Here is a 23072-nt window from a genome sequence, read left to right as displayed (position 1 = left end):
GGCCAAAACGTATCGCCTGGCGGTGCTTTGAGGTGTTGTGGTGGGGCGCACATCCGGTCGTGGGTGTGCGCTCCGCCGCGTCTGTGTCAGGATCGCGGCTCGTACGCTGGTTATTGACAGGTGAGTAGGGTTCCGACGATGCGTGTGAAGGCGACTGGACCTGCCGTGCTGATGACGGCGTCGGCGCTGCTCCTCACCACCGCGTGCGGCTCGTCGGGCGGCGGCTCCGACGGCAAGGCCTCCGCGCCCGCCGCCAAGGGCTCCTCGGCCTCGGCGGCCGCGCGGACCGGCCTCCAGCGGGCGGCCCTCGAACAGGGCGACGTGCCCGGCTACCAGGTCTCCGCCGACACCACCGCCCAGGGCCGGGCCCGTCCGCAGGCCGACCGCAAGCCGTGCCAGCCGCTCGCCGACATCATGGGCGACGAGCCGAACCCGCAGGCGCGCGAGACCGTCAACCGGGGCCTGGGCTCCCAGCGCAAGCTCGGCCTCGCGGTCGCGGCGTCGCTCAGTACGTACGCGCGCCCCGAAGCCGAGAAGCTGATCAAGGACCTGCGCGCGGCGGTCGCCGCCTGCCCGGGCTTCAAGGCCGAGCTGGGCGGCACGAGCTCCACGTACGCGCGCGTGAAGGCGCGGCCGTACCGGATCGGCGGCGACGGGTCGGTGAGCTGGTCCGCGTCGTCCACGCAGGTGAACGTGGAGACGCCGGTCCACATCGTCGTGGTGCGCCAGGGCGCCACGATCGTACGGTTCATGACGATCAACCTCGGCGCGCCGGTCCCGGGCAAGGCCCAGGAGCTGGTGGAGGTGCCGAGGGACGTGGCGGACAAGCAGCTGGAGAAGGTACGCCGGGTGCTGGGTTCCTAGCACCGGCCCCCCAGGGGTTCACCAGGCGGTGCTGGGGGTGCTGTGGGTGCCGTGGCCCTTCTCGTTCGGGAAGAGGATCCACAGCGCGATGTAGAGCAGGAACTGGGGGCCCGGCAGCAGGCACGAGACTACGAAGATCACGCGCATCGTGGTGGCCGAGGTGCCGAAGCGCCGTGCCAGCGCCGCGCACACGCCGCCGATCATCCGTCCGTCGCGGGGGCGGGCAAGGGTGGCCATGAGGTGCTCCTTCGGGTCGGGAGGTCTTGTCTTGCGCTACCTCAACCCTGCCGCCCCGAACCGGGCGAAGCGTCGGACTACGGGGCGACCCCGACCCTGGGAATCGTCGGGGTACGACCCTGAGCCGCCGGTACGGGGACGTCCTCCCGGTCCTGGCGCCGCCGCAGCGCGATCCGCCCGGCGGGCACGACGGCGATGTGGGCGAACGCCGCGCCCGCGGTGTTCAGGAGCAGCGCGTCCACATCGGCCACCTGCCCCGGCACGGAGGTCTGCAGCAGGGCGATGCCGAGCGAGACGAGTGCGGCGGCGGCGGTCGTACGGAGCAGGGAGCCGACCGGGGAGACGACGAGCCGCCCCCCGACGAGCGGCAGCAGCACGCCGAGCGGGGCGAGCAGCAGCAGCCCCTCCCCGATGCGGTGCGCGGCCTCCAGGGACCCCAGCGCCAGGTCGGCGCGGATACCGGCGAGCGGGGTGAGGTTGGGTGCGGTCACCCACATGACGTCGCGTGGGCGCAGCGTGAGCCACGCGACGAGCGCCATGTGCGCGAGAAGGAGAGCGCAGCCCGTCGCGCGGTACCGGATGGCGGCGCTGCCGCCCACACCTTGACGCTGTAGCACGCCCCCCAAGACGCGCGGGGCCGCGCGATCGGTTCCGAGTTCCTGGTGGCTCGGCCCCCGGACCCCGTTCGGCCTGCGGCCGGGCGGCTGGTCGCGCGTTCGTCCGCGGGCCCGGCGGCGGCTGGTCGCGCAGTTCCCCGCGCCCCTTTTTTGGCCCGGTGTCTGTCTGCGGGTCGGCTGTGGTTGCTCGCGCAGTTCCCCGCGCCCCTGAGGGCAGAAGGGGGCCCGGCCACCTTTCAGCCCCTCCGGCGTTTGAGGAGCGGGGGCAGGGAGCGGAGCTCCCGCCCCTTCAGGGGCGCGGGGCTGTGACATGTGCGGCTCCGCCGCGATGGGGGTCCCCCCTGTTCGAGCGGAGCCGAGAACTTGGGGGAGCGACCAGCCACAGACAACCCGCAGACGAACGGGGTCCGGGGGCGGAGCCCAGGTAGCCCACCCACCCCCGTGCCGGGATCCGGGGCGGAGCCCCGAAGCGGGTGCAGGGGCGCAGCCCCGCCCGGGGGCCGGGGGCGTAGCCCCCGGGAAACCCACCTCGACCCACCCCCACCCCCGGAGGGTTCAGGGAAGGGGCGGGGTGGGGGAGCTCCCCCCGGTCGGATGCAGCGCATCGCCCAGCGTCGGAGACGTGTCCGGCCGGGTCTTCATCTCCGCCGTGCACGCGTAGCCCCGCACAGGGTCCTCGCCCGGCCCCCCGAGCACCACCTGCTGCGTCCCCGACGACGTCGGCGTGTTCTCCGCGTACGTGCACACGATCTGCGACAGCGCCAGGGCCGGCAGATCCTCCGGGCGGCGCGAGAGCCGCAGGGCACCCGACGGGTCGCCCTTGCGCGCGGCCGTCACCGTCAGCGGACCCCGTACGTCCGTCGTGTACCCGGCCGCCTTCTCGTCCCCAGCCGGCGTGACCTCCAGCTCCGTGAGCAGCGCCTCCGCGAACCGGAGGCGGTCGGCCGACGCCCGGCCCTCCGGGATCCGCACCGACCGCTCGGCCGACACCAGCTGCGCCCCGCACACCAGATAGACCCGGACGGTGACGCCCTCGAACTGCGGGGTCACCGAGTTCCCCGGCACCTCGCACGGCACCCGGGACGGCGCGGGCCCCGCGTCCACCGGGACCGCGGTGGGCCGGATGCCGCACCCCGTGGCAGTGGCGCCGAGCGCCAGCAGGGCGAGCGCACCGCCCAGCAGCCGTACTCTCACGCCTCCTCACCCCCGTCGAGCGGCAGCCGCAGCACGAACACCGCACCGCCCTCGGGCGAGTTCGCGGCCGTGATGTCGCCGCCGTGGATGTGGGCGCTCTCCATCGCGATGGAGAGACCCAGGCCGCTGCCCTCGGAGCGGGGCCGCGACGCGCTCGCCTTGTAGAAGCGGTCGAACACGTGCGGCAGCACCTCCTCCGGAATGCCGGGCCCGTGGTCCCGTACCGAGATCACCAGCTCCTCGCCCTCCACCCGCACCGAGACCCGCACCGGGGAGCCGCCGTGCTTGAGCGCGTTCCCGATCAGGTTGGCCAGGATCACGTCCAGGCGGCGCGGGTCGAGCCGCGCCATGATGCCGCGTTCGGCGTCCAGGTCCACCGCGTCCAGCCAGGCCCGCGCGTCGATGCACGCGGTGATCTGGTCGGCGATGTCCACGTTGTCCACGACGAGCCTGGCCGTACCGGCGTCGAAGCGCGTGACCTCCATCAGATTCTCGACCAGGACGTTCAGCCGCCGCGTCTCGGAGACCACCAGCTGCACGGCCGGCGCGATCATCGGGTCGAGGCTGTCCGCCTCGTCCTCAAGCACCTCGGTGACGGCCGTGAGCGCGGTCAGCGGCGTACGCAGTTCGTGCGACATGTCCGCGACGAACCGGCGGCTCGCCTCCTCCCGCGCGCTCATGTCGCTGACCTTCTTCTCCAGGCTCTCGGCCGTCTTGTTGAACGTCCGCGACAGATCGGCCAGTTCGTCCGTGCCCGAGACCCTCAGCCGGGTGTCGAGCTTGCCCTCGCCCAGCTGGCGGGCCGCGTCGCCGAGCCGCTGCACCGGCCGCAGCACGGTCGTCGCGGCGGCCTGCGCGAGCAGCGCGGAGCCGAGCAGCGCGAGCCCGGTGGCGATGCCGAGCGACCAGGCCAGCGAGTTGAGGTCCTGGCGCTCCTGGTCGAGCGAGGCGAGCATGTAGCCGGTGGCGCCGCCCCCGATGATCTTCGTGCCGCCCACCAGGTACGGCTTCCCGCGCAGGGTCCTGCGCTGCCAGAACAAGTGGTACGGATAGTCGTTGCTGTCCGTGACCTTCTGCTTCTTGTTCACCGCCTCCTGGAGCGACGTCGGTACGTCATCCAGGGTGAAGCGGTCCACGTCGGACGCCCCGACGATCGGCTTGCCCGGGTCGCGCTGGTCCACCAGGAGCACCTGGTAGCCGGAGCTGACGTGGTAGCCGGAGCGGCTGCTGGCCGCCATCTGCTGGGCGGTCGTCTGCAGATCGCGGGCGGTCGGCCGGAGCGGCAGCGAGGCGGCCCGGTTCTGCATCTCCTGCCGGAAGTCGCCGAGCGCCGCGTCCTGGGTGCGTACGAGCACGGCCTCGCGGTTGAGCCAGTACGCGATCCCCGACGCGGAGACGGCGGCGGTCAGCGCGACGAGCGCGAACACGACGACCAGGCGCAGGCGCAGGCTGGTCCAGCGGAGGCCGGCGAGTATCGCCTTCTTCACGTTCCGAATCGCTGCTTTCTTGGGTTCATCCGGGGAGTGCAGACACGGATCATCACGACGGGGTGTCGAGGCGGTAGCCCACCCCGCGCACGGTACGGATCAGCGTGGGGGACGACGGTACGTCCTCGACCTTGGCCCGCAGCCGCTGTACGCACGCGTCGACCAGGCGGGAGTCGCCCAGGTAGTCGTGCTCCCACACCAGGCGCAGCAGTTGCTGGCGGGACAGCGCCTGACCGGGCCGCCGGCTCAGCTCCAGGAGCAACCGCAGCTCGGTGGGCGTCAGTTGAAGGTCCTCGCCGGCCTTGGTGACCGTCATCGCGGCGCGGTCGATCACCACATTGCCGAACGTGGCCGAGTCGGTGGCCTCCCGCTCGCCCCGGCGCAGCACCGCGCGGATCCGGGCGTCGAGCACCCGGCCCTGCACCGGCTTCACCACGTAGTCGTCGGCGCCGGACTCCAGGCCGACCACCACGTCGATGTCATCGCTGCGCGCGGTCAGCAGGATGATCGGCAGCTGGTCCGTGCGCCGGATACGGCGGCACACCTCGAAGCCGTCGATCCCGGGCAGCATCACATCCAGCACGACCAGATCCGGCCGCTGCTCGCGGAGCAGCTTCAGGCCGTCCTCTCCCGTCGCCGCGGTGGCCACACGGTGGCCCTGGCGGGACAGGGAGAGTTCGAGCGCCGTGCGGATGGCGTCGTCGTCCTCGATCAGCAACAGGAAAGGCACGGAGGTCATTCTGGCCCATGGGGGAGCGGAGTTCGACCTCCCGTGGACATCGCCCCTTCTCCACTGTCCACGGCCCGCTGTGACAGGCCTGTGAGAGTCGCCGGACAACGCGATGCTGTTGCCCATCCGGGGGGCGCCCCCCGGACCCCCAGCAGGGGCCCAATGCCGGTGGTGGCGCGCGCTGTGACGCGGCTGTGACAGTCGCCGGACAACGCGATGAAACTGGCCGGGCAGAGTCTTCCTCGTACCGACCGAAACAAGACTCCACCGACGGGGGGCGCGAGATGAACGCACTGCACAGCACCACCTCAAGCGCAGTTGTCACGCGTCTCCACGACGTCGTGCGGAGCGAGAAGTCCGGTGCCGTGAGCGGACGGGGGTGCGCTCGCGGCACCGGGCGTCAGCACCAGTCGTACATGACGGTGCTCGACGCGGTGCCGGTCTCGCCCTTCAAGGGCGTGGGGACCGGCGGGGATGCGGCGTACGGGGAGGCCACGGGGGAGCGCTCCGGGTCCGAGGCGGAGTTCACCGCCTATGTGCAGGAGCGCAGGGCCTCCCTGTACGCCACCGCCTACCACCTGACCGGCGACCGGTTCGAGGCCGAGGACCTGCTGCAGAGCGCGCTGTTCTCGACCTACCGGGCCTGGGACCGGATCAGCGACAAGGCCGCGGTCGGGGGCTACCTCCGCCGCACCATGACGAACCTCCACATCAGCGCGTGGCGCCGCCGCAAGCTGAACGAGTACCCGACCGAGGAGCTGCCGGAGACGGCGGGCGACACGGACGCGATGCGCGGCACGGAGCTGCGCGCGGTGCTCTGGCAGGCGCTGGCGCGACTGCCCGAACTGCAGCGCACGATGCTGGTCCTGCGGTACTACGAGGGCCGTACGGACCCCGAGATCGCGAACATACTGGACATCAGTGTCGGCACGGTGAAGTCGAGCATCTGGCGGTCGCTCCGCCGGCTGCGCGAGGACAACGTCCTCGCCTTCGGCCGTGACGAGGAAGAGTCCTTCGGCGAGCTGGTGGCCTGAAGGTCCGGCCGGCGGTGGCAGCCGCCGGAGTGCGGGGATGCAGGGGGGAACGTACGGGGGCCGGCGTCTCGGGGGATACGTCGGGCGTACGGGTAACGGGGGAACAGAGCGGGACCGACGGGGCTGGGGGGCCCACTCGGTCCCGCTTTTTTCACACCCGCGCCGTGGGCGCGGCCACGCACCGCCCCGCGGCAGCGGCGGCGAGGCGGCCGAGCGCCTCCTCCTTGCCGCACGGGTACGCGCCCAGCGCGGCCTGGCGCGCCACGATCCCGCGCTCGGCCCGCATCAGCCGCCACCCTCGCCGCAACAGCAACGGCACCGACTTGCGCCCCTCCTTGAGGTCGCGCGCGAGGCGGCGCCGGAAAGTGGTCGAGGGCCGCCCGCGCAGACAGAGGGCGTCGGCGAGCAGGCCGAGCTCCCGTACGCGCGCCACGATGTCCGCCGCGAAGATCCCCTCCGCGACGAACAGCGGTGTGCGGTCGATGCCGAACAGACTCGTCCCGGTCCGCGAGCTGGTGGCGATGTCGTACTCCGGTACGGCCGTACGCCCCGTACGGCACAGCTCGACGACGGCCGCCACGGCCGCGTCGGCGTCCCAGGACTGCGGCGAGTCCCAGTCGATGTCCGGCGAGCCGGGCACACGCGGCAGGGTCGGGTCGTCGCCCTCCTTGTAGAAGTCGTCCAGGCGCAGCACGGGCAGGCCCGTGCGGGCGGCGAGCGACGACTTTCCGGAACCGGAGGGGCCCGTGAGGAGAACGACGCGTGTCGGGATGGCGTGTGCGGTCACGGGACACCAGTCTGAGGCATCCACCCGGGAGGTGGACCACTCGGGGAGCCCGTTGGTATCGAGCATCACACCTCAACTACGCTGCGTGCTCCTACCGATACGCAGGAGAGTGGGACGACATGGCACGAAACCAAGCCGGCGGGGCCCGTCGCGGCCGTGTGCTGCTGCGCGCCGGGCTCACCGCGACCGCCGCGGGCGCGGCGCTGGCCGGGGCCACGGGCGCGGCCCAGGCGGCCCCCGGCCCGGCCGAGTTGGTCGGGCAGGCCGTCGCGGACCCCGGGGCCGCGGTGGACGGCCCCACGCGGTCCGTGACAGGGGACCTGTCGGCCGGGCTGACCAACGGTCTCGCCCCGGCCAAGACGCTCAGCCTCAACCCGTTCGCCAAGACCCCGGTGGACCCGTTGGACAACGCGGTGGGCACCCAGATCGCGGACTTCAAGCCGGTCTCGACGGCGATCGCGACGGCCCCGCTGCACGAGAGCGGCGCGCTCAAGGACTTCCCGCTGATCGGCACGGCGACGAGGCTGCTCCCGGGCTGACCGCGAGAAATGCCGAACGGCGCCCACCGGGTGGGGGCCCGGGGGACGCCGTTCGGGGTACGTGAGGGGGCGCGATGAACCCCCTGAGGGGCGCGGGGCTGTGACATATGCGGCTCCGCCGCGCGGGCGCGACCAGCCCCCCACCGGCCCGCAGCCGAAGAACCGGCCTAGTAGGCGGAGCCGGACGCGCCCAGTGACCCCGTCGGATGCCAGACCGTCTTGGTCTCCAGGAACGCGGTCATCCGGTGCGTACCCGGGGCCGCGGACCAGTCGGCCGCGGCGGGACGCAGCACGCGCTTGAGATTGTCGGCCGCGGCGATCTCCAACTCCTTGGCCAGCACCTCATCCGCACCCGCCAGGTCGATCGCGTTGACGTCCTGGTGGGCCGCCAGGTGCGGGCCCATCTCCGAAGCCCTGCCGGACAGGATGTTGACAACGCCCCCCGGCAGATCGGACGTGGCCAGCACCTCGCCCAGCGACAGCGCCGGCAGCGGGGCTTTCTCCGAGGCGATCACCACGGCCGTGTTGCCGGTGGCGATCACCGGGGCGATCACCGAGACCAGCCCCAGGAAGGACGAGTCCTGCGGGGCGAGGACCGTCACGACGCCCGTCGGCTCCGGCGTGGACAGGTTGAAGTACGGACCCGCCACCGGGTTCGCGCCGCCCACGATCTGGGCGATCTTGTCGGTCCAGCCCGCGTACCAGACCCAGCGGTCGATCGCCGCGTCGACGACCGCGGCGGCCTTGGACTTGGACAGCCCCTCCGCCTCGCCCACTTCGCGTACGAACTGCTCGCGGCGGCCCTCCAGCATCTCGGCGACGCGGTAGAGGACCTGGCCCCGGTTGTACGCGGTCGCGCCCGACCAGCCGCCGAACGCCTTGCGGGCGGCGACGACCGCGTCACGCGCGTCCTTGCGGGAGGACAGGGGGGCGTTCGCCAGCCACTTGCCCTTGGAGTCGGTCACCTCGTACACCCGGCCGCTCTCGGAGCGGGGGAACTTGCCCCCGACGTACAGCTTGTAGGTCTTGAAGACGTTGAGACGCGTCGCGGACGCCGTGGACGCAGAAGACTCAGACATCGAGGTAACCCTCCAGACCGTGCCGGCCGCCCTCGCGGCCGAAGCCCGACTCCTTGTAGCCGCCGAAGGGCGAGGTCGGGTCGAACTTGTTGAACGTGTTGGCCCACACGACACCGGCCCGGAGCTTGCCCGCGACCGCGAGGATGCGCGAGCCCTTCTCCGTCCAGATGCCCGCCGACAGGCCGTACTGGCTGTTGTTGGCCTTGGCGACGGCCTCGTCCGGCGTACGGAACGACAGCACCGAAAGGACCGGGCCGAAGATCTCGTCGCGGGCGATGGTGTGCGCCTGGGTGACGTTGGTGAACAGCGTCGGGGCGAACCAGTAGCCGGAGGACGGGAGCTCGCACGCCGGGGACCAGCGCTCGGCGCCCTCGGCCTCGCCGGTCTCGGCGAGCGCGGTGATCCGGGCCAGCTGCTCGGCCGAGTTGATGGCGCCGATGTCCGTGTTCTTGTCCAGCGGGTCGCCGAGGCGGAGCGTGGACAGACGGCGCTTCAGCGCGTCGAGCAGCTCGTCCTGGATCGACTCCTGGACCAGCAGGCGCGAGCCCGCGCAGCAGACCTGGCCCTGGTTGAAGAAGATGCCGTTGACGATGCCCTCGACGGCCTGGTCGATCGGGGCGTCGTCGAAGACGATGTTGGCGCCCTTGCCGCCCAGTTCGAGCGTGACCTTCTTGTCGGTGCCCGCCACGGAACGGGCGATGGCCTTGCCGACGGCGGTCGAGCCGGTGAAGGCGACCTTGTCGACGTCCGGGTGCTGGACGAGGGCCGCGCCCGCGTCGCCGTACCCGGTGAGGATGTTGACGACGCCCTTGGGCAGGCCCGCCTGGCGGCAGATGTCCGCGAAGAACAGGGCGGTCAGCGGGGTCGTCTCGGCGGGCTTGAGCACGACCGTGTTGCCGGTCGCGAGCGCCGGGGCGATCTTCCACGCCAGCATCAGGAGCGGGAAGTTCCACGGGATGACCTGGCCGGCGACGCCCAGCGGCTTCGGGTTGGCGCCGTAGCCCGCGTGGTCGAGCTTGTCGGCCCAGCCCGCGTAGTAGAAGAAGTGCGCGGCGACCAGCGGGAGGTCCGCGTCGCGGGTCTCCTTGATCGGCTTGCCGTTGTCCAGGGTCTCCAGGACGGCCAGCTCGCGGCTGCGCTCCTGGATGATCCGGGCGATACGGAAGAGGTACTTGGCGCGCTCGGAGCCGGGCAGCGCCGACCACTTCTCGAACGCCTTGCGTGCGGCCTTCACGGCCCGCTCCACGTCCGCCTCGCCCGCCTGGGCGACCTCGGACAGGACTTCCTCCGACGAGGGGCTGACGGTCTTGAAGACCTTGCCGTCGGCCGCCTCGGTGAACTCGCCGTCGATGAACAGCCCGTACGAAGGCGCGATGTCGACGACCGAACGCGACTCGGGCGCCGGTGCGTACTCGAATGCAGATGTCTGCGTTTCCATGTTCATGGGGTCTCAGTCCACCGTCACGTAGTCAGGGCCGGAGTAGCGGCCGGTCGCCAGCTTCTGACGCTGCATCAGCAGGTCGTTGAGCAGCGAGGAGGCGCCGAAGCGGAACCAGTGGTTGTCCAGCCAGTCCTCGCCCACGGTCTCGTTGACCAGGACCAGGAACTTGATGGCGTCCTTGGTCGAGCGGATGCCGCCGGCGGGCTTCACGCCGACCTGGATGCCGGTCTGGGCGCGGTAGTCGCGCACGGCCTCAAGCAGGACCAGGGTGTTGGGGGGCGTCGCGTTCACCGCGACCTTGCCGGTCGACGTCTTGATGAAGTCGGCGCCGGCCATCATGCCGAGCCAGGAGGCGCGGCGGATGTTGTCGTACGTGGAGAGCTCGCCGGTCTCGAAGATGACCTTGAGGCGGGCCTTGTCACCGCACTCGGCCCTGACGGCCGCGATCTCCTCGTACACCTTGAGGTAGTGGCCGGCCAGGAACGCACCCCGGTCGATCACCATGTCGATCTCGTCGGCGCCCGCGGCGCCCGCGGCCACCGCGTCGCGCACGTCCGCGAGCTTCACCGGGAGGGCGGCGCGGCCCGCGGGGAAGGCCGTGGCGACGGACGCGACCTTCACGTCCGACCCCTTCAGGACCTCCTTGGCGGTGGCCACCATGTCGGGGTAGACGCAGACGGCCGCGGTGGCCGGGGTGGTGCGGTCGAGCGGGTCGGGGTGGAGGGCCTTGGCGGCGAGCGCCCGGACCTTGCCCGGGGTGTCCGCGCCTTCGAGCGTCGTCAGGTCGATCATCGAAATGGCCAGGTCGATGGCGTACGCCTTGGCCGTCGTCTTGATCGAACGGGTGCCGAGGGACGCGGCGCGCGCTTCCAGGCCCACCGGATCGATGCCGGGGAGCCCGTGGAGGAAGCGGCGCAGAGCCGCGTCCGACGCGGTCGCGTCGGCGAGGGCAGCTGCGGGTGCATTGGTGGGCATGGTCACCAGATGAGCATATCTACGCGCGTAGCGTCCTGTACAGCCCCACTGACCTGGAACGCAAGCTTCCGGTCCCTGTCACGCCGCTGTGACACGGAGCGGACAGCTCCGGTGAACAAGATCACTAAGTTTGTCGATGCAGCCCGCCGAAGCCTCCAACGGCCCCACCCGAACGAGAACACAGCGGCATGCGGCTCTTCCCTTCCTTCACCACTTGTCTCCTTGGGAGTCGTCATGCGTAACGCCCTCCGTACCGCCCTCGCCACCGCGGTCGTCGCCGGTGTCGCCCTCACCCCGGTCGTCACCGCGACCACCGCGCTCGCCGCGCCGACCACCTCCGTAGCCAAGGCCACGGAGAACCGTTACTCCGGCTACCCCGTCTACCTCGCCAAGGGGTACGTCGCCGTGCTGCGCAACCGGGTCTCCGACGGCGGTCCGGAAGCCTGGATCCGCGCCGTGAAGCCCGACTGGCAGCGCGGCGACGACTACATGGGCCGCCTCATGGCGAAGCTGGACCTGGACAACAGGAGCGCCACGGTCGACGGACTGCGGCTGAGCCTGGACAACGCCGACGGCGATGTTCCGCTCCTCAAGTTCAACGGCGCCGGCGAGAGCCGGACGATCATGTTCCCGGAGCGCAGGAACGACGTGGACGGCGTGCTCGTGCGGACGGTCCCGCTCAAGGGCGGCCTGACCGCGATGGTCTACCGCTACGGCGGCCAGCACGTCTACTACGGGGCCACCATCCTCAAGGGCAAGGACAACGAGGAGATCGGCCACCTCACGGCGGGCGGCGGCCACGCCCGCAAGGACACCAAGGTCTTCAACGGCATCCAGGTCACCCTCGACTTCCAGGGCAAGGTCACCTCGGTCCAGGACCAGGGCGGCGGCGGCCAGGGCCCCACCACCCCGGTCGGCACGGACCTCGGCAAGCGCAAGCTGGCCGACGGCACGTACGGGGAGCTGTGGAAGAAGGGCGAGGGCTGGTACGAGCTGGAGGCCAGGCGGAACGGGTACAGCCACACGATCGCGGTGGGCGGGCCTGCGGGCGGCACCACGGCCGGCGCCCAGGTCGACGAGATGTGGGTCGGCCTCAACACCTCCGGCACGGTGCGCTCCTGGGTGAACAGGTCGACCGGGTTCGACCACGGCCTCATCCAGGGCACCCAGGGCTGCGCCGTGGTGCGCGTGAGCGACACCCCGTTCAAGGGCGTCAAGGTCCGCCTCACCAACGGCTCGCTGGGCCCGAAGGCCGACCTGATCAACTCGGGTGACGTGTCGATGACCGCGTTCGAGACGCTGAGCCTCAAGAACCGCACCGGCCTGTTCCACGGCGCCCGGATCACGCAGCTCGCGTCGGGGCGGTCCGCGTTCCAGATGCGGGTGTCCGGCGCCCCCACCCAGTGGCAGTCCGTCGACATCCCGAAGGCCCCCACCGGCAAGGACTGCAAGGGCGCCACCGGGACGACGGCCACCACCGGCAAGAGCGGTGGCGCCACCCCCCAGACCGCCACCACCGGCATGCAGATCGTCCCCAAGGGCGCCGTCGCCGCCGGGGCCGAGGTCGAGGGCGGCAAGGGCGGCAACACCGCGCTCGTCGCGGGCGGCGCGGGCCTGGCGTCCGTGGGCGTGGCCGGGCTCGGCTTCTTCGCCGCGCTGCGCCGCCGGGCGGGTGCCCGCGGCTGACGTCCGTCACCCACCGGGGGTGCTGCCACGACCGTGGCGGCACCCCCGTGTGCGTGGGCTCCGGTGCGGGCGGCCGGGCGCGTCCGCGCCCTCTCTCGGCCCCGCTCGAACACGTAGTGCACAATCGGCCCCATGACGAGCCCCACGCCGCCCGCCGAGCCCACCTACGCCGACCGCGTCTACCGGTCACCCGGCGGTATCGCCGGAGGCGCGCTGCTGCTCGTGCTCGGGCTCTGGCTCGCCGGGGACGCGATCCTGCGGGGGCACGGCAGCGCCCCCTGGCTGGCCCTGGCCGGGCTGCTCTGCGGTGTGCCGCTGCTCTTCGCGTTCACGATCCGCCCGGCCGTGTTCGCGGGCGACGACCGGATGCGGGTCCGCAACCCGTTCCGGACCGTCACCCTGCCGTGGGCGGCGGTCGCGGACGTACGGGCCGGGTACTCCAGCGAGGTCTTCGACCAGAGCGGCACCAAGTACCAGCTGTGGTCGATCCCCGTCTCGCTGCGCCAGCGCAAGCGCGCCGCCCGCGCCCAGGTGCGCGACGCCGCGTCCGACCCGTACGGCCGCACCTCGCCGACCGCGGGCGGCGACGAGAAGTCCCGCCTCGCGCCCGCCGACCGCACCATCCGAGAGCTGCGCGAGCTGGCCGAGCGCAACGCCGGGCGCGAGGGCGCGCAGGGCGGGCCGAGCGTGCGCTGGGCCTATGAGGTCATCGCGCCGGCCGTCGCGGGCGCGATCCTGCTGATCGTGCTCCTCGCCATCGGCTGACCCGCCGACACGGTACGGGCCGCCGCGTCAGGGCGCCCCCGGCCACACAAGCAGCATGTACGCGCCCAGCCACGCCGACGACAGGGCCGCCGAGCCCAGCATCAGTACGGCCACGTGGCGCCGGGCCCGGGCCAGCGCCACCGCGAGCGGCAGCAGCAGCGGGAAGCCGGGGAGCAGGAAGCGGGCGCGCGGGAAGTAGACGCCGCCGCTGCCCAGGACGACGAGCAGCAGCACGCCCGAGAAGACCAGCAGCACCAGCGGCTGGCGGTCGCAGAGGCAGAGCAGGAACAGCACGCCCGCCAGGATCAGCACAAGCGAGACGATCACCAGGAACAGCGCGGGGAAGCGGTCGTAGACCAGCAGGGTGCGCAGCTCGCGCAGGGTGTCGGCGCCGCCGTCCCACTCGTTCCGCCACAGCCGCTGGACCGCGAAGTAGCCGTCCCAGCGGCCGAGCCGGGCCCCGACCCAGGCGACGAACCCGAACCAGCCCAGCGGGGCGAGCAGCGCCCCGGTCAGCGGGCCCCGGACGGATCCGCCGCGCCACAGCGCCGCCAGGGCCGCCGCCACGACGGCCGCCGCGACCGCGATGCCCGTCGGCCGGGTCAGCCCCGCCAGCGCGGCCAGCGTCCCGGCCGCCACCCAGCGGCCGGTCAGCACGCAGTACAGCGACCACGCGGCGAGCGCCGTGAACAGCGATTCGGTGTAGCCCATCCACTGGACGGCGGCCACCGGCAGCGCGCCCCACAGGACCGCGAGGACGGTCCCGGCGCGCCGCCCGTACAGCCGGTCCCCGACCGCGAAGATCCCCCAGGCCGCGGCCGACGAGCAGAGCACCGCGACGACGAGACCCACGCTCGCGCGTGAGCCGGGCGTGACGGCGGCGACCGCCTTGATCACGGCCGGGTAGAGGGGGAAGAACGCCAGGTTGTTGTGGTCGACCCGGGTGCCGAGCCCGTGGTCGTAGCCGTGGTCGGCGATGCCGAGGTACCAGTGCGAGTCCCACGAGGTGGCCAGCGTCGGCCATACGCCGTGGTGCTTGAGGTGCGCCCAGCGGGCGAGGACGGCGAGGCCGAGGAGCCGTACGGCGAGGTAGCCGGCGAGCGCGGGTGCCGCCCGCCTGAACGCGGCCCGGGCCGAGGCCCGGATGAAACGCGGACCGTCCCCGCCGCCCTGCCCTTGGGGGCTGCGGGCCGCGGGGACGGCACGGGGGCCCGTACGGCAGTGCGCACGGTCCGCCGGTGAGGTGATCGGGGGCACGGCGGTGCTCCTGGGCTCGGCGAGCGGTTCCGGGTCACCCTTTCTCGGATGATCCGGAAAGGGCGCGGGAGGCTGCGCCGGACGCCGTAGGGGGTTCACGCTTTCGGGTGCGTTTCCCTGGCGGGGTGCGGTGTCGTTGGCTGCGGGCCGGTGGGGTCCGGTCGCTCCCCCGGGTTCTCGGCTTCGCTCGAACAGGGGGACCGGGGCCCCCATCGCGGCGGAGCCGCACATGTCACAGCCCCGCGCCCCCAACTGCCCAGGGGCGCGGGGAACTGCGCGCTCAGCCACAGACGGCCCGCAGACAAACGCCGATCCAAAAGAGGGCGCGGGGAAACGGCAGGCCGGTCAGATGCCCGCTGCCGCCGCCAAGTCCCTCTTGATGCCCGCGAGCAGCTCCGCCGCCTTCTCGCGTGCCTCTCCCAGCGCGGCCTGCGACGCCACCGGGACCACCACCTCCAGGTAGCACTTGAGCTTGGGCTCGGTGCCGCTCGGGCGGACGATCACCCGGGCGCCTTCGAGGTAGTAGCGCAGACCGTCGGTCGGCGGGAGTTCCCCGGTGCCCTCGGTGAGGTCCTCGGCCTTGGTGACCGCCAGGCCCGCCAGCGCGGTCGGCGTCTTCTCGCGCAGGCGCCGCATCGCGTCGGAGATGACCGACAGGTCCTCGACGCGCACCGACAGCTGGTCGGTGGCGTGCAGCCCGTGCCGTACGGCCAGGTCGTCCAGGAGGTCCAGGAGCGTGCGCCCCTGCTCCTTCAGGACGGACGCGAGCTCCGCGACGAGCAGGGCGGCGGTGATGCCGTCCTTGTCGCGTACGCCCTCGGGGTCGACGCAGTAGCCCAGCGCCTCCTCGTACCCGTACCGCAGACCGTCCACGCGGGCGATCCACTTGAAGCCCGTCAGGGTCTCCTCGTAGCCCAGACCGGCCGCCTCGGCGATCCGGCCGAGCAGCGAGGACGAGACGATCGACTCGGCGAAGACGCCGCTCACGCCCCGGTCGACCAGGTGCTGGGCGAGCAGCGAGCCGACCTCGTCGCCGCGCAGCATCCGCCAGCCGCCCTCCACCGACGCGTCCGGCACGGCGACCGCGCAGCGGTCCGCGTCCGGGTCGTTGGCGATGACGATGTCCGGGTTGACCGCGCGGGCCGCCTCGAAGGCGAGGTCCATCGCGCCCGGCTCCTCCGGGTTGGGGAACGCCACGGTCGGGAACGCGGGGTCCGGGTCGGCCTGCTCGGCCACCAGCGCGGGCGGCGGGAAGCCCGCCCGGGCGAAGGCCGCCGTCAGGACGTCCTTGCCGACGCCGTGCATGGCCGTGTAGACGACGCGGGCGGTGCGCGGGGACCCAGGGGTCAGCACCTCGTCCGTACGCGCCAGATAGGCCTCCAGGACCTCGTCGCCCAGCGTCTCCCAGCCTCCCCCACTCTCGGCTTCGCCCGAGCGGGGGGACCTCCACTCGGGGCGCGGCACGTCGCTGAGCGACTCGACCGCGGCGATCTCGGCGGCGATCTCGGCGTCGGCGGGCGGCACGATCTGCGAGCCGTCGCCGAGGTAGACCTTGTAGCCGTTGTCGCGCGGCGGGTTGTGGCTGGCGGTGACCTCGACGCCGGCGACGGCGCCCAGATGCCTTATCGCGTACGCCAGGACGGGCGTCGGCAGCGGGCGCGGCAGCAGGGCGGCCTTCAGGCCCGCGCCGGTCATCACGGCGGCCGTGTCGCGCGCGAAGTCGGCCGACTTGTAGCGCGCGTCGTACCCGATGACGACCAGGCCGTCGCCCTGGCCCTTCGCCTTCAGGTAGGCGGCGAGGCCGGCGGCCGCGCGGATGACGACCGAGCGGTTCATCCGCATCGGCCCGGCGCCCAGCTCGCCGCGCAGCCCGGCGGTGCCGAACTGGAGCGTGCCGGCGAACCGGGCGGCCAGCTCGTCGAGCTCCTCGTTGTCGATGAGCTTGGCCAGCTCCTCGCGCGTCTCGCCGTCCGGGTCCTCGGCCAGCCAGGCCTTGGCCCGCGCGATCAGGTCCTGCGTCAGGTCCTGCGTCACGTCGATGAATCCCTTCCGGGTCGGATCGGGGTCGGATCAGATGCGGTCGAGTACCCGGGTCAGCAGCGAACCCATGCGCGCCGCGGAGTCGCGGCCGGCCTGGAGCACCTCTTCGTGGTTGAGGGGCTCGCCGGTCAGACCCGCGGCCAGGTTGGTGACCAGGGAGATGCCCAGCACCTCGGCGCCGGCCTCGCGGGCCGCGATGGCCTCCAGGACGGTCGACATGCCGACGAGGTCGCCACCGAGCACGCGGACCATGTTGATCTCGGCCGGGGTCTCGTAGTGCGGGCCGGGGAACTGGACGTACACGCCCTCTTCGAGGGACGAGTCGACCTCCTTGCACAGCGCGCGCAGCCGCGGCGAGTACAGGTCGGTCAGGTCCACGAAGTTGGCGCCGATGATCGGGGACGCGGCCGTGAGGTTGAGGTGGTCGCTGATCAGCACGGGCTGGCCCGGGCGCATGCCCTCGCGCAGACCGCCGCAGCCGTTGGTGAGCACGACGGTCTTGCAGCCCGCGGCGACCGCGGTGCGCACGCCGTGGGCGACGGCGGCGACGCCGCGGCCCTCGTAGTAGTGCGTACGGCCCAGGAAGACCAGCGCGCGCTTCTCACCGATCTTGTACGAGCGGATCTTGCCGCCGTGGCCCTCGACGGCGGGCGGCGGGAAGCCGGGCAGCTCGGTGACCGGGAACTCGGCCTCGGGCTCACCGAGCGCGTCGGCGGCCGGAGCCCAGCCGGAGCCCATCACGAGGGCGACGTCGTGGGTCTCGGCACCGGTCAGCTCGCGCAGGCGGGCGGCGGCGGCGTCGGCGGCGGCGTGGGGGTCGCCCTGGACGTGGTCCGGAATAACAGATGCGTTCACGACGACGAGGGTAACCGCTGGATTCCTACGCGCGTAGATGACTGGCGCACAAGGGCGCGATCGTTGTCTTGTCGTTTCCGACGAGGGGGGGGTGCGGTGTCGTTGTCCGCGGGCCGGTGGGGGCTGGTCGCGCAGTTCCCCGCGCCCCTGGGGGGTTGGGCTCGCCGGGGTTGCAGGGATCGCCCCGTAGGGGCGCATTCAGGGGCGCGGGGCTGTGACATGTGCGGCTCCGCCGCGTGGGCGCGACCAGCCCCCACCGGCCCGCAGGCGAAACGGGTCAGCAGGGGCGCTTGCGCAGTTCCATGACGTAGTCGTGAGGGGCCCCGGCCGACTCGGCGGCATCGGCGAGCTCGCCCAGGTAGCGGGCCGAGGGCAGACCGCCCTCGTACGCGTTCAGCACGTAAATCCACGCCGGCTCCTCCCCGTCCAGCGTGTCCACCCGCACCCGCATCCGGCGGTAGATGTCGAGGCCGACACCCTCCCAGCGGTCCATGGAGTCCTCGTCGAGCGGCGCGATGTCGTACAGCGCGACGAACACCTGGGAGCGCGGCGCCTCCACGATCGTGGCGAGGGCACCCTCCCAGCCCATCTGCTCCCCGCCGAACGTCAGCCGCCAGCCGTTGAGCCAGCCGGTGCCGCGCAGGGGGGAGTGCGGGGCGCGGCGGGTCATCAGCCGCGGATCCATGTTGCCGGCGTACGCGGCGTAGAGCGACATGGTGTCGAGGGTACGACAGCGGCCCACGGGTCCTCGCGTGAGAATGGCACATGGGTGTGACAGCCGGATGGCGCCCCGGGGGGCGAAGCATCTTGAAGCGTGCGGGACAATGAGCTACGTACTGCATTCCACAATGCGAGGCGGACTTTTTCGTGACCCGGATCGTGATCATCGGTGGCGGACCCGGCGGATACGAGGCGGCCCTGGTGGGCGCCCAACTCGGCGCGGAGGTGACCGTCGTCGACTGCGACGGTCTGGGCGGGGCGTCGGTGCTCACCGACTGCGTACCGTCGAAGACTCTGATCGCGACGGCCGAGGTGATGACCACCTTCGACTCTTCGTACGAGGAGTTGGGCATCCTGGTCGCCGACGACACCCCGCCCGAGGAGCAGTCCGCCCGTGTGGTCGGCGTGGACCTCGGCAAGGTCAACCGGCGCGTCAAGCGCCTCGCGCTGGCCCAGTCGCACGACATCACCGCCTCCGTCACCCGGGCCGGCGCCCGTGTGCTGCGCGGCCGCGGCAGGCTCGGCGGCCCGCAGGGCATCGACGGCACCCGGGACGTCATCGTCACGGCCGCCGACGGCAGCGAGGAGATCCTCACCGCCGACGCCGTCCTGATCGCCACCGGCGGGCACCCGCGCGAGATCCCGGACGCGCTGCCGGACGGCGAGCGGATCCTGAACTGGACCCAGGTGTACGACCTGGACGAGCTGCCCGAAGAGCTGATCGTGGTCGGCTCCGGTGTGACCGGCGCCGAGTTCGCCGGCGCGTACCAGGCGCTGGGCTCCAAGGTCACCCTCGTCTCGTCCCGCGACCGGGTGCTGCCCGGCGAGGACCCGGACGCGGCCGCCGTCCTGGAGGACGTCTTCCGCCGCCGCGGCATGAACGTCATGGCCCGCTCCCGCGCCCAGTCCGCCAAGCGCGTCGGCGACCGGGTCGAGGTCACGCTCTCGGACGGCCGCGTCATAAGCGGTACGCACTGCCTGATGGCGGTCGGCGCGATCCCGAACACCGCCGGGATGAACCTGGAGGAGTCCGGGGTCAAGCTCCTGGAGTCCGGTCACATCTGGACCGACAAGGTGTCGCGGACCTCGTCCCCCGGCGTGTACGCGGCCGGCGACGTCACCGGCATCTTCGCCCTCGCCTCGGTCGCGGCCATGCAGGGCCGGATCGCGATGTACCACTTCCTGGGCGACGCGGTGGCCCCGCTGAACCTCAAGACGGTCTCCTCGAACGTCTTCACCGACCCGGAGATCGCCACCGTCGGCTACTCGCAGGCCGACGTGGACGCGGGCAAGATCGACGCGCGCGTGGTCAAGCTGCCGCTGCTGCGCAACCCGCGCGCCAAGATGCAGGGCATCCGGGACGGCTTCGTCAAGATCTTCTGCCGTCCGGGCACCGGGATCATCGTCGGCGGCGTGGTCGTCTCGCCGCGCGCCTCGGAGCTGATCCACCCCATCTCGATCGCGGTCGACAACAACCTGACCGTCGAGCAGATCGCGAACGCGTTCACGGTCTATCCGTCCCTGTCGGGTTCGATCGCCGAAGTGGCCAGGCAGTTGCACACCCGCAAGAAGGCGGGCGAGGCGTAACCGGGGCGCCCGGCGCACGGCGGCGCGGGACAAGGCGCCCGGGAGGGCGCCTATACCACTTCGTGGACACCTCTGTGCACACCTTCCGTTATTCGGCGCAAACTGCTGAAAACGATCGGCCGCTCAGGTTACTGTCAGTTTCGTGTTCGCTGCAGAACGTCGCCAATTGATCCTCGAAATGGTGCGTGCCAACGGGGCGGTATCGCTCCGGGAACTCGCCCGCGTCGTCCAGACCTCCGAAGTGACCGTACGGCGAGACGTGCGGGCACTGGAGGCGGAAGGACTCCTCGACCGCCGGCACGGCGGTGCGGTACTGCCGGGCGGACTCACGCGAGAGTCCGGCTTCCCGCAGAAATCCCATCTCGCGACCGCGGAGAAGACGGCCATCGCCGACCTCGCCGCGAGCCTCGTCGAAGAGGGCGAGGCCATCGTGGTCGGAGCGGGGACGACCACGCAGGAGCTGGCCCGCCGGCTCGCCCGCGTCCCCGGCCTCACGGTCGTCACCAACTCGCTGCTCGTCGCCCAGGCGCTGGCCCACGCCAACCGCGTGGAGGTCGTCATGACCGGGGGCACCCTGCGCGGCTCCAACTACGCGCTGGTGGGCAGCGGAGCCGAGCAGTCCCTCCAGGGGCTGCGGGTCTCGCGCGCCTTCCTCTCCGGGAGCGGGCTGACCGCCGAACGCGGCCTGTCCACGTCCAACATGCTCTCGGCGAGCGTCGACCGGGCCCTGGTCCAGGCGGCCGCCGAGGTGGTGGTCCTCGCCGACCACACCAAGCTCGGCACCGACACCATGTTCCAGACGGTGCCGACGGACGTGATCACGCGGCTGGTCACCGACGAGCCCCCCGGTCACGACGACCGGGCGGCCACCGAGCTCCAGGCCCTGGCCGACCAGGGCGTGCAGATCACGGTGGCCGGGACCGGGGCCGGCGGTGAGGGCGTTCCGCCGGGGCGCCAGCCCCGCCGGGACGTGCCGCTGCCCGGCCAGCGCCGCAGCCATGTGCCGGGTGCGGGGCCGCAGTTGCGCAGCGCCGCGTCGCTGGGTGATCAGCAGGGCCCCGGAGAGCGGGCGAGAGTGGCCGATCTGCGACGCCGCTAGACGGTATTCGGCCAGGCGTCGTCGCGGCGTCCGTGGCCGTCACCGCTGGGGCCGGGGCCCGGCACGGCTCCGGTCACGGCTTCAGGCCCCGCAAGGTCAGGGCGAGCAGCCGGTCGGCCAACTCCGGGTCGTCCGGCGCCTGTTCGGCCGCCAGGGCGATCGCGTTGGTGAGCTGCATCAGGTCGCCGATCGTCACATCTACGCGTACGGAACCGGCCAGCTGGGCCCGTTCCAGCAGGGCGCTGCCCGCCTCCCGCATCGGCACGCTGCACTGCGCCAGGGCCGAACTGTCGTCGTGCGAGGCCGACATAAGGGCGCGGGCCACCCCGCGGTACTCACCCGTATGAGTGATGATGGCGCGCAGCCAGTCCACGAGCGCCGTGCACGGGTGCGCGGAGTCGAGCAACTCACGCGAGCGCGCGAGGAGTACGTCCACCTCGCTCTGGAAGATCGCGTTCATCAGCGCGTGCCGGTTCGGGAAGTGCCGGTAGAGGGTGCCGATTCCGACGCCCGCGCGCTTGGCCACGTCTTCGAGCGACGCGTCCGTCCCGTGCTCCGCGAACGCGCTCCTGGCCACACCCAGGAGCCGCTCGTAGTTGCGGCGCGCGTCGGCACGCATGGGCCTCGTCGTCATACCCCAAGGATGCCCGAACCGCGCGCTCAGGGGGCGGCCCGGTACCGGTCCAGTGCCGAGGCGCGCTCGTGGAAGGGGACGCGCGAGAACCGCGACACCAAGGTCCACATCCTGCGCTCCTCGGCGAGCTCCTTGGGCAGCACGAGCCCCAGCGACTCGGCGAGCGGCTTGCGGCCCGCGTTCACCAGGGCGCGCACGGCCGCCGCCCACTCGTCGGTCGCGGCCACCGCGGCCCGGTACCAGAGCGGCACCAGGGCCAGCAGGCCCCCGGCCGGTCAGCAGCAGCGGCACGTCGGCGGAGGCCGCCGGGAGGGTGGCGAGCGCGATGACCGCGACCGCCGTGTGCCCGGCGAGCAGCCACGAAGAAGTCGACGCTGGTCCGCGCCAGCTCGACCTGGCGGCAGAGCTTGTCGGGCGCGGCGCCGGTCAGCTCGTTCGACAGGAGCTGGGTGTCCAGGCAGTACCGGTTCTGCCCGTACTCCTCGAAGCGGCGGATCGCGTTGCCCAGCCGGTCGGCGCGATCTGCGCAGGATCCACCGGGAACCGGCTCAGCCGCTCCTGGAGCAGCCCGCGCTGCGCCGAGGTCCGCCGCCGGTCCTTGCGCACGGCCCGGGCCAGGCGCGGATCGCTGCGTACGCGTACGAGATCGGCGGCGGCGAGCGGGCCGAGCACGGTCCCGTCGCGGGCGCGCCGCTCCAGACCGGGCAGCTACTTCCGGTCGGCGAGCGCACTGCGGGCGGCCCGCGCCCGCCGGCACCCCGCCTCGTAGGCACGGACAAGAACTCCGCACGCGTCATGCTCGTCCGGGCTGGTCTCAACCCGGCTGGTGCTGATGGCGGAAGACCTCCTGGAGCAGGGCACCCGTACGGCAGCGGCGGGGCCCCCGCCGGACCGATCCGGCGGGGGCCCCAACTGCTCATGCGGCTGCGGGAGTTCAGTCCTTGATCTCGCAGATCAGCGCGCCCGAGGTGACCGACGCGCCGACCTCCGCCGACAGGCCCTTGATGGTGCCGGAGCGGTGGGCGTTGAGGGGCTGTTCCATCTTCATGGCTTCGAGGACGACGATGAGGTCGCCTTCCTTGACTTCCTGGCCCTCTTCGACGGCGACCTTGACGATCGTGCCCTGCATCGGGGACGCCAGCGAGTCGCCGGAGGCCGCCGAGCCCGCCTTCTTGGCCGCGCGGCGCTTGGGCTTGGCCCCGGCCGCGAGGCCCGTACGGGCGAGCGTCATGCCCAGCGACGAGGGCAGGGAGACTTCGAGGCGCTTGCCGCCGACCTCGACCACCACCGTCTCGCGACCCGGCTCCTCGTCCGTCTCGGCGTCGGCCGGGGCGGTGAAGGGCTTGATCTCGTTGACGAACTCGGTTTCGATCCAGCGGGTGTGGATGCGGAAGGGGTCGGCGGTGAAGGCGGGGTCGACCACGACGGCCTGGTGGAAGGGGATG

At 72.2% G+C, this 23072-nt stretch carries 24 protein-coding genes; 8 read left to right on the top strand and 16 right to left on the bottom strand.

What is annotated here, in order from left to right:
* Window positions 1-138: 138 nt before the first annotated feature.
* On the top strand, window positions 139-864 hold the full coding sequence (locus ACFWA7_RS32155) for a hypothetical protein (RefSeq protein WP_385545473.1): 726 nt from the start codon (window positions 139-141) through the stop codon (window positions 862-864).
* Window positions 865-882: 18 nt separating this feature from the next.
* Here the strand turns inward: ACFWA7_RS32155 and ACFWA7_RS32150 are convergent, their stop codons facing one another.
* The 5 genes from ACFWA7_RS32150 to afsQ1 form a co-directional block, all read right to left on the bottom strand.
* Window positions 883-1101 (bottom strand): PspC domain-containing protein, encoded by a 219-nt coding sequence (locus tag ACFWA7_RS32150; RefSeq protein WP_385545470.1) that lies wholly within the window; start codon window positions 1099-1101, stop codon window positions 883-885.
* Between the two features lie 77 nt (window positions 1102-1178).
* On the bottom strand, window positions 1179-1700 hold the full coding sequence (locus ACFWA7_RS32145) for a VanZ family protein (RefSeq protein WP_385545467.1): 522 nt from the start codon (window positions 1698-1700) through the stop codon (window positions 1179-1181).
* Between the two features lie 573 nt (window positions 1701-2273).
* Window positions 2274-2912: a hypothetical protein gene (locus ACFWA7_RS32140; protein WP_385548764.1), complete on the bottom strand. Its 639-nt coding sequence runs from the start codon at window positions 2910-2912 to the stop codon at window positions 2274-2276.
* The gene (locus ACFWA7_RS32135) at window positions 2909-4399 is read right to left on the bottom strand and encodes an ATP-binding protein (protein ID WP_385548767.1); all 1491 of its coding nucleotides are present in this window, start codon (window positions 4397-4399) and stop codon (window positions 2909-2911) included. The genes ACFWA7_RS32140 and ACFWA7_RS32135 overlap by 4 nt, the downstream gene beginning before the upstream one ends.
* 52 nt (window positions 4400-4451) lie before the next feature.
* Window positions 4452-5129: a two-component system response regulator AfsQ1 gene (gene afsQ1, locus ACFWA7_RS32130; protein WP_371654354.1), complete on the bottom strand. Its 678-nt coding sequence runs from the start codon at window positions 5127-5129 to the stop codon at window positions 4452-4454.
* A gap of 284 nt (window positions 5130-5413) precedes the next feature.
* On the opposite strand from afsQ1, the gene ACFWA7_RS32125 reads away from it, so the two are divergent.
* Window positions 5414-6163, top strand: a complete 750-nt coding sequence (locus tag ACFWA7_RS32125; protein ID WP_385548770.1) for a SigE family RNA polymerase sigma factor — start codon at window positions 5414-5416, stop codon at window positions 6161-6163.
* Window positions 6164-6314: 151 nt separating this feature from the next.
* Here ACFWA7_RS32125 and ACFWA7_RS32120 read toward each other — a convergent pair whose 3' ends face one another.
* Window positions 6315-7016: a uridine kinase gene (locus ACFWA7_RS32120; protein WP_385548773.1), complete on the bottom strand. Its 702-nt coding sequence runs from the start codon at window positions 7014-7016 to the stop codon at window positions 6315-6317.
* A 53-nt stretch (window positions 7017-7069) separates the two neighbouring features.
* Between ACFWA7_RS32120 and ACFWA7_RS32115 the strand changes: the two genes are divergently transcribed.
* A complete protein-coding gene (locus ACFWA7_RS32115) occupies window positions 7070-7489 on the top strand; it encodes a hypothetical protein (protein ID WP_385548776.1) in 420 nt (139 codons plus the stop codon).
* A 167-nt stretch (window positions 7490-7656) separates the two neighbouring features.
* Here ACFWA7_RS32115 and ACFWA7_RS32110 read toward each other — a convergent pair whose 3' ends face one another.
* Genes ACFWA7_RS32110 through deoC form a run of 3 tightly spaced genes read right to left on the bottom strand, consistent with a single transcriptional unit; the run spans window position 7657 to window position 10984 of the window.
* The gene (locus tag ACFWA7_RS32110; protein WP_385548778.1) at window positions 7657-8568 is read right to left on the bottom strand and encodes an aldehyde dehydrogenase family protein; all 912 of its coding nucleotides are present in this window, start codon (window positions 8566-8568) and stop codon (window positions 7657-7659) included.
* Window positions 8561-10006, bottom strand: a complete 1446-nt coding sequence (locus ACFWA7_RS32105; RefSeq protein WP_385548795.1) for an aldehyde dehydrogenase family protein — start codon at window positions 10004-10006, stop codon at window positions 8561-8563. The genes ACFWA7_RS32110 and ACFWA7_RS32105 overlap by 8 nt, the downstream gene beginning before the upstream one ends.
* Before the next feature lie 12 nt (window positions 10007-10018).
* Window positions 10019-10984, bottom strand: a complete 966-nt coding sequence (gene deoC / locus ACFWA7_RS32100; RefSeq protein ID WP_385826611.1) for a deoxyribose-phosphate aldolase — start codon at window positions 10982-10984, stop codon at window positions 10019-10021.
* 234 nt (window positions 10985-11218) lie between these two features.
* On the opposite strand from deoC, the gene ACFWA7_RS32095 reads away from it, so the two are divergent.
* Together ACFWA7_RS32095 and ACFWA7_RS32090 are read left to right on the top strand one after the other, a co-directional pair.
* Window positions 11219-12670: a hypothetical protein gene (locus ACFWA7_RS32095; RefSeq protein ID WP_385826609.1), complete on the top strand. Its 1452-nt coding sequence runs from the start codon at window positions 11219-11221 to the stop codon at window positions 12668-12670.
* A gap of 132 nt (window positions 12671-12802) precedes the next feature.
* Window positions 12803-13435, top strand: coding sequence for a PH domain-containing protein (locus ACFWA7_RS32090; RefSeq protein WP_385548785.1), 633 nt, complete (start codon window positions 12803-12805; stop codon window positions 13433-13435).
* 27 nt (window positions 13436-13462) lie between these two features.
* On the opposite strand, the gene ACFWA7_RS32085 is transcribed toward ACFWA7_RS32090, so the two are convergent.
* The 4 genes from ACFWA7_RS32085 to ACFWA7_RS32070 all read right to left on the bottom strand — a co-directional run bounded on the left by ACFWA7_RS32085 (window position 13463) and on the right by ACFWA7_RS32070 (window position 18302).
* A complete protein-coding gene (locus tag ACFWA7_RS32085; protein WP_385548789.1) occupies window positions 13463-14692 on the bottom strand; it encodes a glycosyltransferase family 39 protein in 1230 nt (409 codons plus the stop codon).
* 345 nt (window positions 14693-15037) lie between these two features.
* Entirely contained in the window at window positions 15038-16714 is a 1677-nt protein-coding gene (locus ACFWA7_RS32080; RefSeq protein ID WP_385826618.1) for a phospho-sugar mutase, read from the bottom strand.
* A gap of 48 nt (window positions 16715-16762) precedes the next feature.
* Window positions 16763-17587, bottom strand: coding sequence for a purine-nucleoside phosphorylase (locus ACFWA7_RS32075; RefSeq protein ID WP_385548792.1), 825 nt, complete (start codon window positions 17585-17587; stop codon window positions 16763-16765).
* Window positions 17588-17864: 277 nt separating this feature from the next.
* Entirely contained in the window at window positions 17865-18302 is a 438-nt protein-coding gene (locus ACFWA7_RS32070) for a gamma-glutamylcyclotransferase (RefSeq protein WP_067163405.1), read from the bottom strand.
* Between the two features lie 152 nt (window positions 18303-18454).
* Between ACFWA7_RS32070 and ACFWA7_RS32065 the strand changes: the two genes are divergently transcribed.
* Window positions 18455-19894 carry an NAD(P)H-quinone dehydrogenase gene (locus tag ACFWA7_RS32065; RefSeq protein ID WP_385550223.1) on the top strand — a complete coding sequence of 480 codons (1440 nt, stop codon included), beginning with the start codon at window positions 18455-18457 and terminating at the stop codon, window positions 19892-19894.
* A gap of 142 nt (window positions 19895-20036) precedes the next feature.
* Window positions 20037-20993, top strand: a complete 957-nt coding sequence (locus ACFWA7_RS32060) for a DeoR/GlpR family DNA-binding transcription regulator (protein ID WP_385826607.1) — start codon at window positions 20037-20039, stop codon at window positions 20991-20993.
* A gap of 73 nt (window positions 20994-21066) precedes the next feature.
* Here ACFWA7_RS32060 and ACFWA7_RS32055 read toward each other — a convergent pair whose 3' ends face one another.
* Together ACFWA7_RS32055 and ACFWA7_RS32050 are read right to left on the bottom strand one after the other, a co-directional pair.
* The gene (locus tag ACFWA7_RS32055) at window positions 21067-21627 is read right to left on the bottom strand and encodes a TetR/AcrR family transcriptional regulator (RefSeq protein WP_385550229.1); all 561 of its coding nucleotides are present in this window, start codon (window positions 21625-21627) and stop codon (window positions 21067-21069) included.
* Window positions 21628-21653: 26 nt separating this feature from the next.
* The gene (locus ACFWA7_RS32050; protein ID WP_385550232.1) at window positions 21654-21878 is read right to left on the bottom strand and encodes a hypothetical protein; all 225 of its coding nucleotides are present in this window, start codon (window positions 21876-21878) and stop codon (window positions 21654-21656) included.
* A gap of 74 nt (window positions 21879-21952) precedes the next feature.
* Here ACFWA7_RS32050 and ACFWA7_RS32045 point away from each other — a divergent pair, with 74 nt between their 5' ends.
* The gene (locus tag ACFWA7_RS32045; protein ID WP_385826605.1) at window positions 21953-22396 is read left to right on the top strand and encodes a hypothetical protein; all 444 of its coding nucleotides are present in this window, start codon (window positions 21953-21955) and stop codon (window positions 22394-22396) included.
* Between the two features lie 165 nt (window positions 22397-22561).
* On the opposite strand, the gene ACFWA7_RS32040 is transcribed toward ACFWA7_RS32045, so the two are convergent.
* Window positions 22562-23072 (bottom strand): biotin/lipoyl-containing protein (locus ACFWA7_RS32040; protein ID WP_385826603.1); only part of this gene is annotated, 511 nt, incomplete at its 5' end.

Origin of the sequence: Streptomyces sp. NPDC059994 (assembly GCF_042737755.1) — a bacterium.
In the GTDB taxonomy this organism is placed as follows: Bacteria; Actinomycetota; Actinomycetes; order Streptomycetales; family Streptomycetaceae; genus Streptomyces.
Note: the sequence above shows the minus strand (reverse complement) of the source record. Positions and strands in the feature narration are given on the sequence as shown.

Bases quoted from the DNA above. Each gene is read 5' to 3' on its own strand.
- ACFWA7_RS32150 (WP_385545470.1), bottom strand. From the start codon at position 1,101: ATGGCCACCCTTGCCCGCCCCCGCGACGGACGGATGATCGGCGGCGTG.
- ACFWA7_RS32105 (WP_385548795.1), bottom strand. From the start codon at position 10,006: ATGGAAACGCAGACATCTGCATTCGAGTACGCACCGGCGCCCGAGTCG.
- ACFWA7_RS32125 (WP_385548770.1), top strand. From the start codon at position 5,414: ATGAACGCACTGCACAGCACCACCTCAAGCGCAGTTGTCACGCGTCTC.
- ACFWA7_RS32090 (WP_385548785.1), top strand. From the start codon at position 12,803: ATGACGAGCCCCACGCCGCCCGCCGAGCCCACCTACGCCGACCGCGTC.
- ACFWA7_RS32095 (WP_385826609.1), top strand. From the start codon at position 11,219: ATGCGTAACGCCCTCCGTACCGCCCTCGCCACCGCGGTCGTCGCCGGT.
- ACFWA7_RS32045 (WP_385826605.1), top strand. From the start codon at position 21,953: ATGACCGCGACCGCCGTGTGCCCGGCGAGCAGCCACGAAGAAGTCGAC.
- ACFWA7_RS32155 (WP_385545473.1), top strand. From the start codon at position 139: ATGCGTGTGAAGGCGACTGGACCTGCCGTGCTGATGACGGCGTCGGCG.
- ACFWA7_RS32110 (WP_385548778.1), bottom strand. From the start codon at position 8,568: ATGTCTGAGTCTTCTGCGTCCACGGCGTCCGCGACGCGTCTCAACGTC.
- deoC (WP_385826611.1), bottom strand. From the start codon at position 10,984: ATGCCCACCAATGCACCCGCAGCTGCCCTCGCCGACGCGACCGCGTCG.
- ACFWA7_RS32070 (WP_067163405.1), bottom strand. From the start codon at position 18,302: ATGTCGCTCTACGCCGCGTACGCCGGCAACATGGATCCGCGGCTGATG.
- ACFWA7_RS32115 (WP_385548776.1), top strand. From the start codon at position 7,070: ATGGCACGAAACCAAGCCGGCGGGGCCCGTCGCGGCCGTGTGCTGCTG.
- ACFWA7_RS32055 (WP_385550229.1), bottom strand. From the start codon at position 21,627: ATGACGACGAGGCCCATGCGTGCCGACGCGCGCCGCAACTACGAGCGG.
- ACFWA7_RS32120 (WP_385548773.1), bottom strand. From the start codon at position 7,016: ATGCTCGATACCAACGGGCTCCCCGAGTGGTCCACCTCCCGGGTGGAT.